General features: G+C 43.7%; 13 protein-coding genes. 2 read left to right on the forward strand and 11 right to left on the reverse strand.

What is annotated here, in order from left to right; translation table 11 throughout:
* Positions 1 to 2: 2 nt before the first annotated feature.
* Together F1644_RS02905 and F1644_RS02910 are read right to left on the reverse strand one after the other, a co-directional pair.
* Complete coding sequence (locus F1644_RS02905; protein ID WP_118302122.1) at positions 3 to 3563, reverse strand: SusC/RagA family TonB-linked outer membrane protein; 3561 nt, start codon at positions 3561 to 3563, stop codon at positions 3 to 5.
* 109 nt (positions 3564 to 3672) lie between these two features.
* A complete protein-coding gene (locus F1644_RS02910; RefSeq protein ID WP_118302121.1) occupies positions 3673 to 4818 on the reverse strand; it encodes a FecR family protein in 1146 nt (381 codons plus the stop codon).
* 148 nt (positions 4819 to 4966) lie between these two features.
* Here F1644_RS02910 and F1644_RS02915 point away from each other — a divergent pair, with 148 nt between their 5' ends.
* Entirely contained in the window at positions 4967 to 6151 is a 1185-nt protein-coding gene (locus F1644_RS02915; RefSeq protein ID WP_118302120.1) for an ATP-binding protein, read from the forward strand.
* Here the strand turns inward: F1644_RS02915 and F1644_RS02920 are convergent.
* Positions 6135 to 6725, reverse strand: a complete 591-nt coding sequence (locus tag F1644_RS02920; protein WP_118302119.1) for an RNA polymerase sigma-70 factor — start codon at positions 6723 to 6725, stop codon at positions 6135 to 6137. The genes F1644_RS02915 and F1644_RS02920 overlap by 17 nt on opposite strands.
* A 288-nt stretch (positions 6726 to 7013) precedes the next feature.
* The gene (locus F1644_RS02925; RefSeq protein ID WP_118302118.1) at positions 7014 to 7850 is read right to left on the reverse strand and encodes a PepSY-like domain-containing protein; all 837 of its coding nucleotides are present in this window, start codon (positions 7848 to 7850) and stop codon (positions 7014 to 7016) included.
* A 150-nt stretch (positions 7851 to 8000) separates the two neighbouring features.
* Here F1644_RS02925 and F1644_RS02930 point away from each other — a divergent pair, with 150 nt between their 5' ends.
* Positions 8001 to 9200 (forward strand): MFS transporter, encoded by a 1200-nt coding sequence (locus tag F1644_RS02930; protein WP_118302117.1) that lies wholly within the window; start codon positions 8001 to 8003, stop codon positions 9198 to 9200.
* A gap of 538 nt (positions 9201 to 9738) precedes the next feature.
* On the opposite strand, the gene F1644_RS02935 is transcribed toward F1644_RS02930, so the two are convergent.
* The 7 genes from F1644_RS02935 to F1644_RS02965 all read right to left on the reverse strand — a co-directional run bounded on the left by F1644_RS02935 (position 9739) and on the right by F1644_RS02965 (position 17208).
* Positions 9739 to 10347, reverse strand: a complete 609-nt coding sequence (locus tag F1644_RS02935; RefSeq protein WP_087420514.1) for a response regulator transcription factor — start codon at positions 10345 to 10347, stop codon at positions 9739 to 9741.
* On the reverse strand, positions 10334 to 11038 hold the full coding sequence (locus F1644_RS02940; protein ID WP_229128239.1) for a hemerythrin domain-containing protein: 705 nt from the start codon (positions 11036 to 11038) through the stop codon (positions 10334 to 10336). Before F1644_RS02940 ends, F1644_RS02935 begins: the two co-directional genes overlap by 14 nt.
* 201 nt (positions 11039 to 11239) lie before the next feature.
* Entirely contained in the window at positions 11240 to 13306 is a 2067-nt protein-coding gene (locus tag F1644_RS02945; RefSeq protein ID WP_168044330.1) for a cation:proton antiporter domain-containing protein, read from the reverse strand.
* 11 nt (positions 13307 to 13317) lie between these two features.
* Entirely contained in the window at positions 13318 to 15222 is a 1905-nt protein-coding gene (locus F1644_RS02950; protein ID WP_118302115.1) for a dipeptidyl-peptidase 3 family protein, read from the reverse strand.
* Entirely contained in the window at positions 15219 to 16076 is an 858-nt protein-coding gene (locus F1644_RS02955; protein ID WP_118302114.1) for a hypothetical protein, read from the reverse strand. The genes F1644_RS02950 and F1644_RS02955 overlap by 4 nt, the downstream gene beginning before the upstream one ends.
* Positions 16077 to 16079: 3 nt before the next feature.
* Positions 16080 to 16754: a TrmH family RNA methyltransferase gene (locus tag F1644_RS02960; RefSeq protein ID WP_118302113.1), complete on the reverse strand. Its 675-nt coding sequence runs from the start codon at positions 16752 to 16754 to the stop codon at positions 16080 to 16082.
* A gap of 184 nt (positions 16755 to 16938) precedes the next feature.
* The gene (locus F1644_RS02965) at positions 16939 to 17208 is read right to left on the reverse strand and encodes an HU family DNA-binding protein (RefSeq protein ID WP_027202174.1); all 270 of its coding nucleotides are present in this window, start codon (positions 17206 to 17208) and stop codon (positions 16939 to 16941) included.
* Positions 17209 to 17275: the final 67 nt, after the last annotated feature.

Consider the following 17275-nt stretch of genomic DNA (forward strand, 5'->3'; position numbering starts at 1 on the left):
GCTTAAAATTTAACCGTTAAACCCAATGTAAACTTACGTGCCAAGGGATAATTTTTCCCCGTATCGAATCCCGTACGCACATCCACGATTTCAGGATCGAGACCGGAATAATTGTGCCAAGACAAAAGATTCTCCCCACTCACGAAGAAACGTACCTGTTCCAATTTACAAGATTTCATTAAAGATGCCGGCAACGTATACCCGATAGACAATGTTTTTAACTTTAACCAATTCACCTTTTCCACATCCCGATCCGTAGTATTATAATTCCCTACCCCTTGATCGGTTTGCCATTGTGTATACCTTGCTCCCGTATCTCCCGGTTGCTGCCAAAAATGTTGTTTATTCATGTTCATCATAAATGGATGTAAGATTTCGTTCGGATAACTTGTCTTTAGAGAGGAATTTGCCAGTGTATTCACGATATGTCGGCCGATTTGGAAGGTAACCGACATATTCAGATCGAAATTCTTCCAACGTACCTCGTTCACGATACCTCCCGTCACGACAGGTAAGGCACTCCCTTGGTAAATCCGATCTTCTTCACTGATAATTCCATCCCCATTTACATCTATAAATTTATAATCTCCCGGCTTATAAAATGTACTTTTATCTCCATTATTCAAATAAGAACTGATTCCCGCATTATTGTAAGTAACAGGCAATTCATCCTGTTTATTCACAAAACCATCTGTCGCCAAGGTATATATTCCATTTAAAGCCTTCCCGATAATACCAATTCGAGGAATATCCTCCCCCGTGTATGACTTCTCAAATCGATTCCAATTCTTGGCCCCGTTCACTGAAATTTTCCAGTACAAATTATCCTTCCGGAAGATCTCGTACCGGATCAACAATTCAATCCCCTCGTTAGATACCGCCGCTGCATTTCTCCACTGATAAGCAAAACCGTTATAATCCCCCGGCAATTCAATCTGCCATAACTTATCACTTGAATAGCGATAGTAATAATCTAACGTCAAACCCAAGCGATAATTGAACATATCCATATCCAACCCGAAATCATACTGGTCTGTTTTCTCCCAGGACAGTTCCTCGTTATACAACCCGTTTCCCCACGACAAAGTACTCTCCCCCATAAAGGGTTGTCCGGAATACAACGATCCCAATGCCAGGTAACATTCCTCGAAATGCATCCCGGAACGTCCCCAACTGGCCCTGATCTTTCCAAAACTCAACCATTCCAAATTATCCTTGATAAAACTCTCCTCGCTAAAATTCCATCCCCCGGCAATGGAAGGAAAGGTTCCCCAACGATTTTTCGCCCCGAAGGTTGAACTTCCATCTCGACGAAAACTTGCTGAAATGAAATACTTTTTCTGATAATCATACTCCAAACGGGCAAACCAGGATAGTAAGGATTTTTCTTTCATGTCTGATTCGTATGCCTGCAAGGGAATTACCTCCTTATAATCGTAAATTTCTTTTTCCGCCAACGTCGGGAAGCCACTTGGTACATACTGGATCTTATCACTGGGAGAATTCCGGCCACTTCCACCATTATATTCCTCTTGATCATATTGGTAGGAAAAACCGGCAAGTAAATTAAACGTGTGATCTTCCTTAATCGTCTTCGTGTAGGTTAACATGGTTTCGCTCAAAGCCATCACGTTAATTCCGGTCTCTCCTATACTCATGGAATACCCATCCGTATCCAGGTAAGACGGAGAGAAATAATGCCGCCTATGAATCGAATAATCCGCGGCAAGAGAGGTCGATACGTTCAAGCCATCCAGCACATCATACCCGATCTTTATGTTGGCCCTTCCCCTCACGGATCGATTTTTTTCCTTTATCCCCTGAAGAGATTTCAACACCTCATCCCACACCACGCTCCCTTTACCGGGAAGTAGGGTTGTCAATTCAAAAGGATCACCGGGAATAACATCCACGCTCGCGCTGGTTTGAAAGCCCTCCATTTGATTCTCGGAACTTCTTTTACGATTCGTCAATGAAAGATAGAAACGCAAATCCACGTTTAAACGATTCGCCGGGATTACATTCAGATTGGTAGTCAAATCAATACGATTAAATCCAGTTCCTTTCAACACGCCTGCCTCATTATAATATCCCAAACCGAAACCATAATTTATTCTATCCGATCCTCCGTATGTCTGTATATTCGCGTTCGTCACTTTTCCTGTTTCAAAGTACATTGGAAAAAAATTCGTTGCATGATTATAAAACGCATTTAAACTATCCTGAAGAATAATCCCGTCTACCGGTTGTACATCACTTTTGGGATAAAACCAATCCAAAAAAGACAATCGATTCTTTTCCATCTCGGATATAGAACTCGGATATTTATATTGCCTGTTTTCCCAATCCAGATAAGCTTTAGGCATATTCCGCAATGCCTTTATCCGCCACCATCGTTCAGCCCTTCCGACCATCAGCGTCGGTAACTTGGGTAGTACACTCCACGTTTGGGAAACATTCACGGAAAAAGTAGCCTTTTGATTCGCTCGTCCTTTTTTCGTTGTCACGATAATCACGCCGTTTGCGGCACGAGATCCATAAATAGAGGCTGCCGAGGCATCCTTCAAAACCTGCACGGATTCAATCATATCGGGATTAATCTCGGCCAACAGGTTCGTACCCGTAATCGGTGAAGTAAACGAATTCAATGGCACCCCGTCAACCACCCACAAGGGATTCGAAAACTGGCGACTCTTCTGTTCCACGTCCAAAGAATTATATCCCCGGATAGTAATAATCGTTCCACCTCCCCCGGGCGCCCCGGTAATGTTCGTCACGTCCATTCCCGCAACCCGTCCTTGTAACAGGCTGGCAATACTCCCCGACGGAATTCCCCTCAATTCATCCGCTTTAATCACCGAGATTGCCCCGGTTGCCTCCCGACGGGTTGTCGTTCCGTATGCCACCACAACCGCCTCATCCAAAGCCTGTATATCTTCTTGCATCACGATCCGAATCGTATCTCGCGTGGTTGCCGAAAAAGTCAAGCTCTGCGTCTTATAGCCCACGAAAGAAAATTCTAACGCCCCCTTGGCCAAAGGTAACATCATACTGAAAATTCCCTTGGAATCCGTCGCCGTTCCTAAAGTCGTTCCCGTCAATTTCACCGTCACGCCGGGCATGGCCTGTTTTTTCTCGTCAACGACTCTCCCCACGATCCGCAATCCTTTTTGAACAGAATCTTTCCCCCACATCGAAGTACGTTCTTTTATAATCACCAGATTATCATCGAAAGTAAATCCCAGTCCCAATTTTGTCAACAACTCGTCAAGAACCTGACTTAACTCTTTATCAACAACTTGAATACTCACCCTCCCCCGGGCTTCCACCACCCGGTGATTGTAAAGGAAACTACAATTAGATTGTCGTTCCAACTCTTGAAACACCTTTTCCAACGACACGTTCCGAAACTCCACAGACACTTTCGCCTGCTGAGAATACACCGCTGCCTGAATCTGAAAAAGACAACACATCATAAAAATAAATACAAATTTCATCATCAACACGCATTTTCGGACAAAAATCCAACCATCGGATCTTGTGCCGATTCGATTTTTTTTCATACTTTTATACTTTGAAAGTTACACATAGCATACAGGGTTTGCATGTACCACCAGACTTACCCTCATGCTTTACTTTTAAGAGCTGTTCCCGTCCATCGTGAACAGCTTTTTATTTCAACTGAATAATAACGTTATTTCCTTTTCGATTAAATACCACGTTCTCCGTCTGTTCAAATTTTCGAAGTAAATTCCCGACATCCTCGTACCGTTTCACTTTTCCCGTAAACTCCAGCCGCTTCGCCTCCTCATTCTGGTAAAAGACCTCCAAACCATACCACACGGAAAGAGTTGTCATAATCTCTTCCAACGAGGCTTGCCTGAATTTATAGTACCCGTCTTTCCACGAAGTGTATAACTCGGTATCGACTTCCCTAACACTTGTCAATTTTAGCCCTTTACGGTATTCGAATTGCTCACCCGGAACAATCCGGAATGATTCATCATTACACGTGATTTCAACACTCCCCGTCACGAGCGTCATGGCTATCGACTCCATCCGCTCGTACGCTTTCACGTTAAAAGACGTTCCCAGTACCCGAACGTCCATTTCTCCCGCGTGTACCCTAAAAGGACGCACGCTATCTTTCGCCACTTCAAACCAAGCCTCGCCCTTTAAAAAGACTTCCCTCTGCCCGTCACGAAAAGCTTCCGGGTAACGTAACTCCGAACCGGAATTCAAAAACACCATTGTTCCATCGGATAGAATAACCCGAAATTCCCCACCGACCGGAACTGTCAACACGTTGTAAATATCTTCCCGCACCTCACCTTGCATCACGGAATACACGAGAGTATTACCCTCGTTAGTCACACGCAACGTGGTATCAGCCACGATCACTTCCTTCACATCCCTTTTCAACGGAACCACTTCCCCATGTTTCAATGTAAGCATTACCTGCCCGTTCCCCGGTCTGAACGGTTGCTCCATCGTCCCCTTCTCTCCAAACGGTAGCCCCCACCACGTCAAGGCAATTCCTATCACCAGCAACACTCCCGCAACCGCGGAAATATACGTGTACCATCTGATCTTCCTTTGTTTACCTCGTTCAAGCCGCCTTGCTACCCGTTTATAGGCGACTTCCCGAACAATTCCCCCTCGTTCCCGAATAAATCGCACGGGTTCTTCCAACCGGACCAACAACTGATACTCCCTCTCGTGTTCCTCCCTCCAAACCTTCAAATCTTGTCGCTCTTCGTCCGATAGCGTCTCCCCGGCGACCACTTTGGCTATAGTTCCATAAATTTCATCTTCCATGATCTGCAATATTTCCCATAAAACACCGCAGATTCAAAATCATGTGACAGGAAAAGTGATTTTTTTTCAAAAAAATATCAATCCTATTATTTGATTTACTCAACATATTGAGTAATTTTACTCAAGATATTGAGTAAATTAGTTACCTATGTTTGAAAGAATTCATTTACAGACTATTAAGAAAAGAATTAATGAATCAAGAAAATTCATTCAAGTTATATTAGGCCCCAGACAAGTAGGTAAAACAACCATGATGACACAATTGTTATCACAAATAAATATACCTTACACGTTTGAATCAGCTGATGCGATATCCGCAACCAACTCAACTTGGCTATTACAGGTTTGGGAAACAGCCCGATTGCAAATGAAGGTCAGTAAAACAAATGAATATTTATTAGTCATTGATGAAATCCAAAAAATCAACAATTGGAGTGAAGTAATCAAACAACAATGGGATCAAGATTCCCGAGAACGAACAAACATTAAAGTTATATTACTAGGATCATCACGACTTCTGATACAAAAAGGACTCACAGAATCATTAACAGGAAGATTCGAAACTTTGTATCTAGGACATTGGTCTTATCTCGAAATGCAGGCTGCTTTCGGATGGGGCGTTGAACAATACGTATATTTCGGCGGCTATCCGGGATCAGCATCTTTAATTGAAGAAGAAAATCGCTGGAAAAATTACATCAATGATGCACTTATTGAAACAAGTATCTCCAAAGATATTCTAATGCTCACCCGTGTTGACAAACCGGCATTATTAAAACAATTATTTGAATTGGGTTCATTGTATTCAGGACAAATTTTATCGTTCACGAAAATTATAGGACAACTACAAGACGCCGGTAATGTAACAACGTTAGCCAACTATCTTAAATTACTTTCTGATTGCGGACTTTTAAGCGGATTAGAAAAATATGCCGGAGATGTCATTCGTAAACGTTCATCTTCTCCAAAATTCCAAGTCCACAACAACGCCCTTTTAACAGCTCAAAATGACACGACATTTCAAGAGACACGTGTAAATCCAAAAGAGTGGGGACGTTTAGTGGAATCCTCCGTGGGAGCCCATTTGATTAATTATTCTATATCCGAACGGTACAATCTCTATTATTGGAGAGAAGGAAATGAAGAAGTTGACTTTATCATGGAAAAAGGAAATAAAACGATAGCCCTAGAAGTAAAAAGCGGCATACATTCCGATAATACCGGCATGAGCGTTTTTGCCCAAAAATTTCATCCGGAAAAGGTATTACTAGTAGGCACAGGCGGGATTCCGTATGCTGATTTTCTAAAAATAAACCCTATCGAATTGTTTTAAATTGTTTCTTCACCTTCAACCAGAAACAAAGCAAAGAAGAGAACACCTGATCTTTCAATTTTTCCCGAAGAAATTTCATAGAGCGTCCCATTTGCGTTCGCACGGTATTAATACTGACACCCAACGTATCCGCAACATCTTGATACTTCATGCCTTCGGCACAGATCATCATAAAAACCCGACGACGTTCAAGGGGCAGCTGATTTATAGCTGCATACAGAATTTCCATTTCATGTAGCTCACCTTCTCCCCTGTTTTCATTCTCAGAGGCCATTTCCGCCATGACCTTTTCATGTCGTAACTCCCGACGTTGAGTCCCTCGAAGATCATTTAACGCGGCGTTCTTTACCAGATGAAACATATAACGATCCAACCCGTCCGAGAGCTTTTCAAAATGGCGATTCTCCCAAACATTCACGAAACAATCCTGCACCACGTCCTCGGCAGCATCCATGTCTTTCAATATCCCCGTGGCAAACAAGACCAGCACCTCATAATACTCCGAGAAAAAAGCCTGAAATGCGCTCTTTTCTCCTTTTTTCAATGCGGCCAATATTTCTTCTGATCGATTCATTCACATAGATTGATTCCACAAAATAAACAATTATATTACAATAATGTACGATTTTATCCTGAATTTTAAAATAAAACAAAATGGGCTGTCCCCAAAAGTCATTTTTCAAACTCCCTCCCCCCTTCGGGGTACTCCCTCTATAAACAGAGGGAGAGCTGGAATACTCCCTGTCTTCGGGAAGAGTCACCAGCTCCTCCTCTGTTTATAGAGGAGGTGGCACGAAGTGACGGAGGAGTTTTTGGAAATAAAATGACTTTTGGGACAGCCCTCTTCCCATAAAATATAGTATCAATCTAAAACCAAATTCCCTTGAGGATCAATTTCTACACTTATATCCATCGAATGCTCTTTCTGCAAAACAAAATGGTAAACATCACTACCGGAAGCGTATTCTATGTATTGCACGCTGGCAATAGAAAAACTATTATACGCCTCGCCCTTCAACACGTCAAGCACCACCTGAGGCACATCGGCCTTCAACACCGGCCAAGAAGTCTTCATCCAACCGTTATTCCGGTCAAACAAAACTTCTTTTACCAAGCTACCATCCAGAATACCGACTTCCAACATACCATCCTGCCAACGGTCAATCGTAACAACCAAAGCCTTCGGGTACTGCTGGGTAATGAAACTACTCACCGCCGTCGGTAAAGTAGAAGCCTCTTCATTTACCTCCTTTACCAGCTCCCCCTTCTCGTTGAAATAAATCAACATCTCCTCGTTTCCCTTCTCGATCTCCAAACGATAAACCGTGGGCATATTCAACCGCTCCAGCATGTCGGCATCTTCCACTTGCCAAGCGCTATATATGCTCTCGTTGAAACCCGTCTTCACCTCCGTAGGGAGATTGGCAAACAGAATGTCCGTCTCCGTCATCATCCATTTTCCGGATGCATCAAACCAAGCATCCACTTCCTGCCCGTTCTGATGAAATTCCGCCTTTTCATACTCTCCCTTTTTCTCCCAGCTCACAGCCACGGCATTCGGGAACTTCGCCTCAAAAGCGGCCACGACACTCTTTCCCGGGGTGTACCCCTTATCATCATCGTCGTCATCATCATGACAAGCGGCAAAAACAAACAATGATGCCATCCACAGCGTTACCATTAAAATCCTTCCTCTCATAATCTTTCTCAAATTTATCTGTTTAACAATCTTGTTTTCTGATACTCATTCTAACGAGAAAAAGAAAAGAAAGTTTCCGATGAAAAACTTCTCCGCGAAAGAATAACCTGCTCATAGAATACGTACTTTTGCACCGGATAAAGAAAAGTCATGAATACAAGTCAAGTAATTATCACACCGGAGAATATGACCAAGGACCGCAAGATCTCCATTTGTGTTTTCTTGTCCGGGTTCTCCTGTTTTGCCCAGTTATACTATTTCCAGCCTCTCTTGCCCGATCTAGCTCAAGAGTTTGGATTATCAGCCAGCTACAGTAGTCTGGCCATATCATTCTCCACGCTGGGAATGGTAGTAGGACTGTTCACGGCAATGTTCGTGGCAGACTCGATTCCAAGGAAGAAACTGATTAGCGCGGCGCTATTATCGTCGGCCGTCTTTTCGGTGATCTGCTCTTATTCACCCTCCTTCTTCTTGTTGGTTGCATTAAGCGCCCTGAAAGGATTCTTGCTATCGGGAGCCACTTCCGTCTCACTGGCTTACATATCTGAAGAAGTTCAACCCCGGAATAAAGGAAAAATTACCGGACTCTACATTGCCGGAAACGCCCTGGGGGGAATGGGTGGACGAGTAATTTCTTCCTACCTCAGTAGTGAATTCTCGTGGCGCATCGCCTCCGTCTCCATAGGTGTACTATGTGCCTTATTCGCCATATCATTCCTGATATTCAGTCCCCGTTCTGTCAATTTCAAGCCCAAACGGGAGAATTTCAAATCATTGATCGTTTCCAACCTTCACTTGATCGTCTCCGTGAAACTGATCCCCTTCTATCTGATCGGCTCCCTCATGTTAGGGATATTCGTGAGCTTGTACAACTACCTCGGTTTTTATCTGGTAAAAGAACCGTTTAACTTCTCCCCGTACTTGATTCACTATATCTATTTCATGTACCTGTTCGGGGTATTCGGCTCGATCGCCACGGCAAAATTAACAGCATTGTACAACCACTTCAAAATACTGAAAACAATCATCGCCCTTTCCGTGGCAGGACTACTTTTGCTTTACATTAACAACTTCTGGATCGTCACGCTCGGACTGGCCATTTTCACGTTTAATTTCTTCGTGGTACACGTGATCTGTAACCGAATCGTCAGTGACTACAACCTCCAAAAACGTTCGGTCACCATCTCCATCTACCTCCTGTTCTATTACATGGGGTCCAGTGTTTGGGGATCAGCCACCGGGGTCGTTCTCGACCACTTCGGTTGGCAATGGTTTATCGCCGGATTGATTCTACTCACGTTCATCCTGTACGCCATCGCTTATAAAGGTTCAAAATTGATGGAAAATTAACAAAGGTAACCATCCGCTCTCGCCCATGCAAACCGCAAGGGAAAGCGAGGTTTTATCCTCGTAAAATCAATCGTCGGGTAAAGTTTCTACCGGATAGAGCTATATTCACGTGATCAAGTTACTATTATACATCTATCCGAATGTTAACATATCCTATAACTCTACAATATTTCATTATTATGATAGGAGCGGAATAGGGGAGGAATGGGAGCGGAATGGGAGCGGCTAACAATATGATAAGAATTTGATAATCATTTAATAACCATATTTTAAATTATTTTAGATTTAGCAAGCCTAGAATATTCCTTCAACCACGGGTATGCAGTTTTCATACCCCCAAAATCCCAAGGGGACGCACGGGGACTCCCCAAATAAAAAAAGACTGAATAACTTTTATAGCTAAACAGTCTTTTTTGGCAAAATTCTTTCAATGGCTTACGTTGAAAAGAAAAAAATCATATTATTATTAACATTACAAAGATCAACAATTCCACCCTTTCCCGCAATCCCTTATAATGGGGATATTTCAATCAAAATATCACTCCACCTCATTAATATCGATGAGATTGTTCAAAATAGCGTACACCGTAAGCCCGGAAACAGACTTTATCCCGGTTTTCCGGATGATATTTTTCCGGTGAGTAATCACGGTGTGTACCGATATATGATGCAAATCCGCAATCTCCTTGTTAATCTTCCCTTTCGCAAGGGAAATCAAAATCTCTTTCTCTCGTTCGGAGAGTTCATTCTTATCAAGCAAATCAGCCGGGGCACTTAACGCATCGATTGAATGTAGTAACTTCTGGGCAATCTTATCACCATCATCGGCAATATCAATCGTCGTGTGATATTGTTTCAGAATCTCAGGATCGATATACTGGTAAACTAACGCCACGAAAGCCGTATCCTTCACCCCTTCAAACAACTCTTCCAGATGCTGCCGTTTTTTCAGCTCCACGGCCGAGGGGTTAATGATGATAATATCCGGATTCAAATGATTAATCCTCTCCAGACAATGAAAACAATCGGCAATAACCGCTACCACCTCAAACTCATTCCTCATTTCGATCAACTTCCTCAGTCCGGTTGAAATAATCATTGACGGCTCAATAATAACAATCTTGTAACTTTTATTATTGTTTTGCATACCGTTGCTCTAATTTCATTACTAAAGGAATAAGTATTTTATCCTCAATCAAAGAATGTTTACTCAAATCCTCTTCCAAGGCAAAGATCCCGAATAACACCCGGATACGCATATCCGACAAAGTATCTCCCGGCAAATATTTCATGATGATATTCTTCAAGTCATTCAATTTATCATCAATATTACTATGATTTTCCCGGAACACCCCGATCTCGTAATCTCCCGGACGAGCGCCCTTCACCATATTCGAGATATAAGGGAAGACCGTCACTTCCTCGTAATCAAAATGACGAATCACCTCATTCTTGTATTCATTGAAAAAAAGATTCAATATTTGCTGATGTTGCTGTTCGCACCCTTCGGAAATTTCCTTTAACTGTTCTTGTATGGAAAGCATCCTGTTTTCCAAGTAATAAGAATGAGAATTTTTCAAGTAAGCAATCAACTGGTCCACGTTCCCCCCTATTCCCTCGATCTCTTTCTCCGTCGGCAAGTATTGCTCGTTGCTGTACACGTTACAAATCATCAGGAATAACGTACACGAAACATGATTCGCCTCGCAACATTCCCGGACTGTTTTATCCCCGAATCCCAGATTTATTCCAAACCGATGTAACAGTAACAACAGTGAATAATCGGCATGAATGACGTCCGCCAGTTTCATATCCGCGGAAAATAGATGTGAATTCATATCCTTATTTTTACCGCAAATATTGGAAATAATTGATTCAACACCAAGTTTATTCATTAGTTTATAGAATTATTTATGATATTTCAAGCTTTCAAAATTACAAATACATCCTGAAAACCCACATCCTCAAAATCGGGTAAAAACACGCTGTCCACTCCCCAATTATAGGGAGTGGACAGCGTGTTAAATTTTACTTTTCAACTATACCAAATACCGATTATTCGTCTCTCCCGCCTGTATCGGGTAAACCAACACGAAACTATTGGATTGGAAATACTTGTTCAAATAATTGGGAATCCTACTCATATTGGCATGATAGGACAGCCGTTCCCGACGACTCATCACCACCCACAACGTATCGTCACTCTTTATTTCCCGGGACATGATCAAGAAATCATCCCAATCATCAAAAGACGAAAATTCTGCCTCGATCGGTCTTTTTTTATACATCTCCTTCAAGTACACCATCGTGTCTTCTGACGCGTAGAACACGGCCTTCGCACCCGAATTGTGGATAATATTCCATACCTTATTCACCCACATCGGGAATCCAACCTCTTTTTCCGCCCGGGCCGGAACCACTACCAGATGACGTTTCACCGTGGCTATAGGTTGTATGGGGCGATAAATCAATGTAGTCACGTTACTCTGCCCCAGAATCGCCTCGGTCATATTCCCCAAGAAGGAGGACACGACACCTTTTCCCTGATGTAATCCCAAAACCAAATCCGTAATACCCTGCTCTTTAATCACGCTGATAATAGCATTCGCCACGTTCAGATCGTATCGCAACAAATCCTGTAACACGTTATCCGTGGCCGAAGCCGTCGTGACGGCCATATTCAACACCTTCTTGGATTGCTTGAAGGCTTTATCGTCCGATGCCTGATTATTAATCACATTCAAGGCAAAAAGCCCGTTCTTATTCTTCTTCGACTTGATTGCCGTACTCAAATTCACCAGCTCGGTCACATTCTTCTCGTAGGACACCGGAATCAGGATGCGTTCCTGATGTTCCCCGGTTCCCTCTTTCTCTTCCGACACGTCATTCATCGCGATATTATGCGCCCCTTTCTGCGCAGAGAAAGATGCCATCGTGCAAGTGACCAGAATCATCAAAATCGTACCGTTCAACACGCTCTCGTTCAACAGACGAATCGGTTCTCCCGCCGGGGTCTCTCCCAATATCACGTTATACCCCACCATCACGGCTGCCAAAGTTGCCGCTGCCTGTGCATTACTCAATCCGAAAATCACCCGCCGCTGGTCCACCGACATCCGGAACGTCTTCTGCGTGAGCCAAGCCGCCACGAATTTAGCCACGGTAGCCACCACGATCATCACCGCCCCCACTTTAATCGTGTCCCAATTGGTAAAGAACGCCCGGTAGTCGATCAACATTCCCACCCCTATCAAAAAGAAAGGAATAAAGATCGCGTTCCCCACGAACTCCACCCGGTTCATCAAAGGAGAAGTCGAAGGAATCAGACGGTTCAACGCCATTCCCGCAAGGAAAGCCCCGATAATAGACTCCAGTCCGGCCAATTCCGCCAAGTAAGCCCCCAAGAAAACCATGACCAGCACGAATATATATTGTGACACGTTATCCTCACACCGTTTGAAAAACCAACGTCCCACGATCGGGAACACGATCATCACGAAAGCAAAAAAGAGGATAATTGCTGCCCCCAGCCTGTACCAAAACCAATCGTCCACATCCCCCACGGCCATCTCCACGATCACCGTCAACACCAACAGCGCCAAAGTATCCGTGATCATCGTCCCTCCCACGGTAATTCCCACGGCCTTATCCTTCGTGATCCCCAGCTTACTGATAATCGGGTAAGCAATCAACGTGTGGGAGGCAAACATACTCGCCAGCAATATGGAAGTCAACATGGAGAAATTCAACACGTAAAGCCCGACAAGCGTTCCCAAGGCCATCGGCACCAAAAAAGTGTACATCCCGAAGGTCAAACTCTTCCATTTATTCTTTTTAAAATCCCCCAGATCAATCTCCAGCCCCGCCAAGAACATGATATACAAAAGCCCGGCTGTTCCCGAAAGAATAATACTACTATCCCGCAACACCAAGTTAAAACCATTCGGCCCGATAATTGCCCCGGCAATAATCAATCCCAACAAATGGGGAATCCTCAACTTATTCAACAATAAAGGAGCCGCCAAGATAATTACCAAAATCAACAGGAACTTCAAAACCGGGTCCGTCAACGGCAGGGTTATCGCGGCCAGTGTTATTTGCAACATAAACATCATTATTATTTATTATCCCCGTATTCCAGCATCTGTGCCAGAAAATCTGTCGGGTATTCTATTTTCACATCAACCACTTTTCCCTCTTCCTCCACCAATCTATATTTCGGATTAACAAACCCGGCATATGGGGCCACGTTCAGTTTTTGATAACGTTCCAGCACTTCCTGATGCAACACGGGATCAATCCGTACCCCGTAATTCTCGATCAAATTCCTAGCCCCCTCGAAATCACCTTCCGACTTCACCCGTTGCACCTCGGCCAATAATCTCCCGAACAGTTTCCGCAAAGCCTCGTAATCCCGGATCGTGAAATACGTCTTTCCATCCCGACTTACCCGCTCGATCACGTTATCCGCTTTGCCTTTTTCGTAAACCCAAGAGGCTATTAACTGGCGATTACGCATGTGCGACTCTTCCAAATTATTTCCGAACTTCACCCGGGTCAACTGAACCACCAAACCGTTGCGGATATAATTGCAATATTCGCTCTTTGCCACCTCCAACGAGGGAATTACCCCCAACTCCACCAGTTTCGGGTCCATCACGTAATACAATGCGAACAAGTCCGCACGAGCCTCTTCTATCGTGGAATAATAATTTTTCAACGCCTCCTGTCCCACGCCCGGTAGCATCTTTCCGGAACCATGTCCCAGACATTCATGCAAATCTGTATGCACGTTTCCCCCGACATACCCGTACGTTCTCACCAATTCCTTTTCCTCGTCCGAATAGGCAAACTCGTCCAGTACCCCGGAATTCAGTGAAGCCCGGTCGTACGCGTACGTGATATTATCCAGTGTTACCGACTTACTGCCATAACGTTCCCGAATCCATTCGGCATTCGGCAAATTAATCCCAATCGGAGTTGCCGGATGGCAATCCCCACCCAGCATGGCAGCCTGTACCACTCTCGCCGTAATACCCACCACCTCACTCTTCTTGAAACGCTCATCAATCGGTGCATTCCGTTCAAACCACATAGCATTATCCGCCAATTTACGTGTACGCTTGCAGGCCTCTTCGTCCATAATCTGAACCACGGATTCCCAGCTGGCCTTATATGCTAACGGATCTCCATACACTTCAATAAAACCGTTGATAAAATCTATCGGGGCTGCCACCTCTTTCACCCATTCAATAGAGTAACGGTCAAACAAGGATAAATCACCCGTCTCGTAATACTGGATCAATAACTCGATCACCTCTTTCTGATGCTCGTTACAAGCATATTCCGCGGCCTTCTTCAAATATTCCACAATACGGCGAATCTCTTTCCCGTATTTTCCCCCGGCAAACCAAACCTGCTCTTGCAACTGACCTTTTTCATCACGTACCAACGTAGAATTTAATCCCCAAGAAAGCAACGCATTCTCTTTTTTCTTCTCCCCGTAGAATTTCTCCACCTCTTCTTGTGTCACCCCCTCGTAATAATGATTGGCAGACGCCTGCACCAGATCCTTCCCCTCGTCCAGTACCACCCGCTTCGCCATATATTTCGGATCAAAAATAACACGTTCCACTTCCTCGTACAACTGTTCCGCTCCCACTTCCCGAAGAAGTGACTTAAAATATTCGGGAGTAAAGGAAGGGGTAAACTTTTCCATCGAGTAATGATGATGTACCCCGTTAGCAAAAAACACTTTTTTAGCGTACACCAAAAAAGCCTGAAACTCTTCCGTCTCCCGGCTTCCTTGATATGCCCGAAGAATACTTTCCAATGCCTCCCGGACCCGAAGATTGTATTTATTATTCTGATCCCAGAGAATATCTCTCCCGGCCAAAGCCGCCTGGCTCAAGTAATAAACAAATAACTTTTCCCGCAAGGACAATCCCTCAAAAGCGGGGACATCGTAACGCAATATCTTTATATCGTCAAACTGTTCCAATAAATACACTTGTTCTTTCATTCTGCACCTCCTGTTTCTGATGTTCCATGTCCGCTGATTTTCAACGAATCATATATTCGACGCACAACACCTCTGGCCGTGTCATCTCCTTTCTTATTACTCGAAATAAATTGATAAAGTTTCAATCCGGTCGTGTATAAAGTAATCTTAAATTCATATTCCGTCCCTCTTTGTACGTATGTTCCCTGCATAACGACCCCGCTCAAATCACCCTCCTCCACGTAAGCAATATCATTTTTCAGATCGAACACTCCCGGCTGACTCTTCAACTGATTCAATCCCCCGTTTACAGCCCCCTCCAAATCAACCTGCCCGACTTCGGGCGTGTACTCGGTATATAAATACATAAACTCCAAACCGTTCCCTTTATAACTAAAAGTTTGCATCTCTTTAATCAAAGGACGCACTTCTTCCGGCAACTTATTGATCATGGACCCCGCAGACTTCATCGCCTTGGGCGTGGCAAGGGACACCCCTCCCGCGTATGTTCCCGTGTGCCATTGCTGCTCCAACACCGGGGTAGCATCATCTCCATACAACTCGTCATAACTATTCTTCATCCCGTTTATGACAAGCGCTACCATCAATATGACCAGTACTCCCCCGATGCACCCGGCAATCAAACCTTTCTTATTCCCTTTCTTCCCGGTCGGTTTCATCATATTTCCCTTCTTCACCTGTTCTTCCGTCAAACAAACCTCTCGCTGGAAATCCTCGAATGACTTCTCCGGATGTTTCACCTTCCAATCCTTATAATTATCTTCCAGTTTCCGGTTACACAAACCACATACCACCAAGTACTCGGACTTCACCTCGTTCAGGTGATTACAATGTTTACATTTCAAATAATACATCTCTCACTCGTTATGATTAAACCTTTCCAATATCTGAGCCGAAGCCTTAATCGAACGCTTGTACCAAGCAAATAACACTTCGTAACGTTCCTCCTCCGGTAAATGCCAGTCTATATCTGTTTGTCGCAAACGCTGTACCACGCTATACATCAGTAAAGCGGCACACACGCTCACGTTATAACTCTCCGTAAAACCATACATGGGTACTTTCACGAACTCGTCGGCCCTCGACAACACGTCATCCGACAATCCTGTCAGCTCCGTTCCCATGAAAAAAGCCATCTTCCCCTTGTAGAGGTCAATATCATCAATAAAAGTATCTCGTTCATGCGGGGTTGTCGCCACGATCCGGTATCCCTGTGATTTCAACATCTCAATCGTCTCCACCGTGTTATTCTCTCTCTTCCGATGCCGATGAACGGTCAGCCAGTCGGCAGCTCCCATCGAAATCTCGGAATTATCCGTGAAAGAATTCATATTTTCAATCACATGAACGTTCTGAATCCCGAAACAATCGCACGAACGCAACACGGCGCTACAATTATGTTGCTGGTAAAAATCCTCAAGTACCATCGTGACATAACTCGTTCGTTCCGCAATTAACCGACGAAACAAATCATTCTTATAATCCGTCACAAACTCACTCAGATACTCAACCTGCTCTCTTACAGTATGCATAATGCTATTTTAAGGTGACTTCGTCACGTTAAAAGTTACAAGTTCACAAGTTGCAGGTTACAAGTTCATTTCGCTCCGGTTTTCACAACCTGTAACTTGCAACTTGTTCATCACCAAATCAATTTGATGATGAACAAAAAAAGGGTGTCTCAAAACACCCCCTTTTAAATCTCTTAAATGGTAATTATAGTTGGCCTTCTAATTCAGCACCAGCTTTAAATCTCACCACCTTCTTAGCCGGAATTTGGATTGTTTTCCCGGTTTGCGGATTTCTACCTGCTCTTGCACTTCTTTCAGATACAGAGAAAGATCCGAAACCAACCAATGCTACTTTTTCATCTTTTTTCAAAGATTCTCCGATCGTAGCTACAAAAGCCTCTAATGCTTTTTTAGAATCTGCTTTTGTCAAACCAGCTTTTTCAGCAATCGCGTCAATTAATTGAGCTTTATTCATAATAGACAGTTTTAGGATTAGAACTAATAAATTCTTTATACATTCGCAAATGTAGATATTTTCTTGA

It is taken from the genome of Butyricimonas paravirosa, from assembly GCF_032878955.1.
Classification (GTDB): domain Bacteria; phylum Bacteroidota; class Bacteroidia; order Bacteroidales; family Marinifilaceae; genus Butyricimonas; species Butyricimonas paravirosa.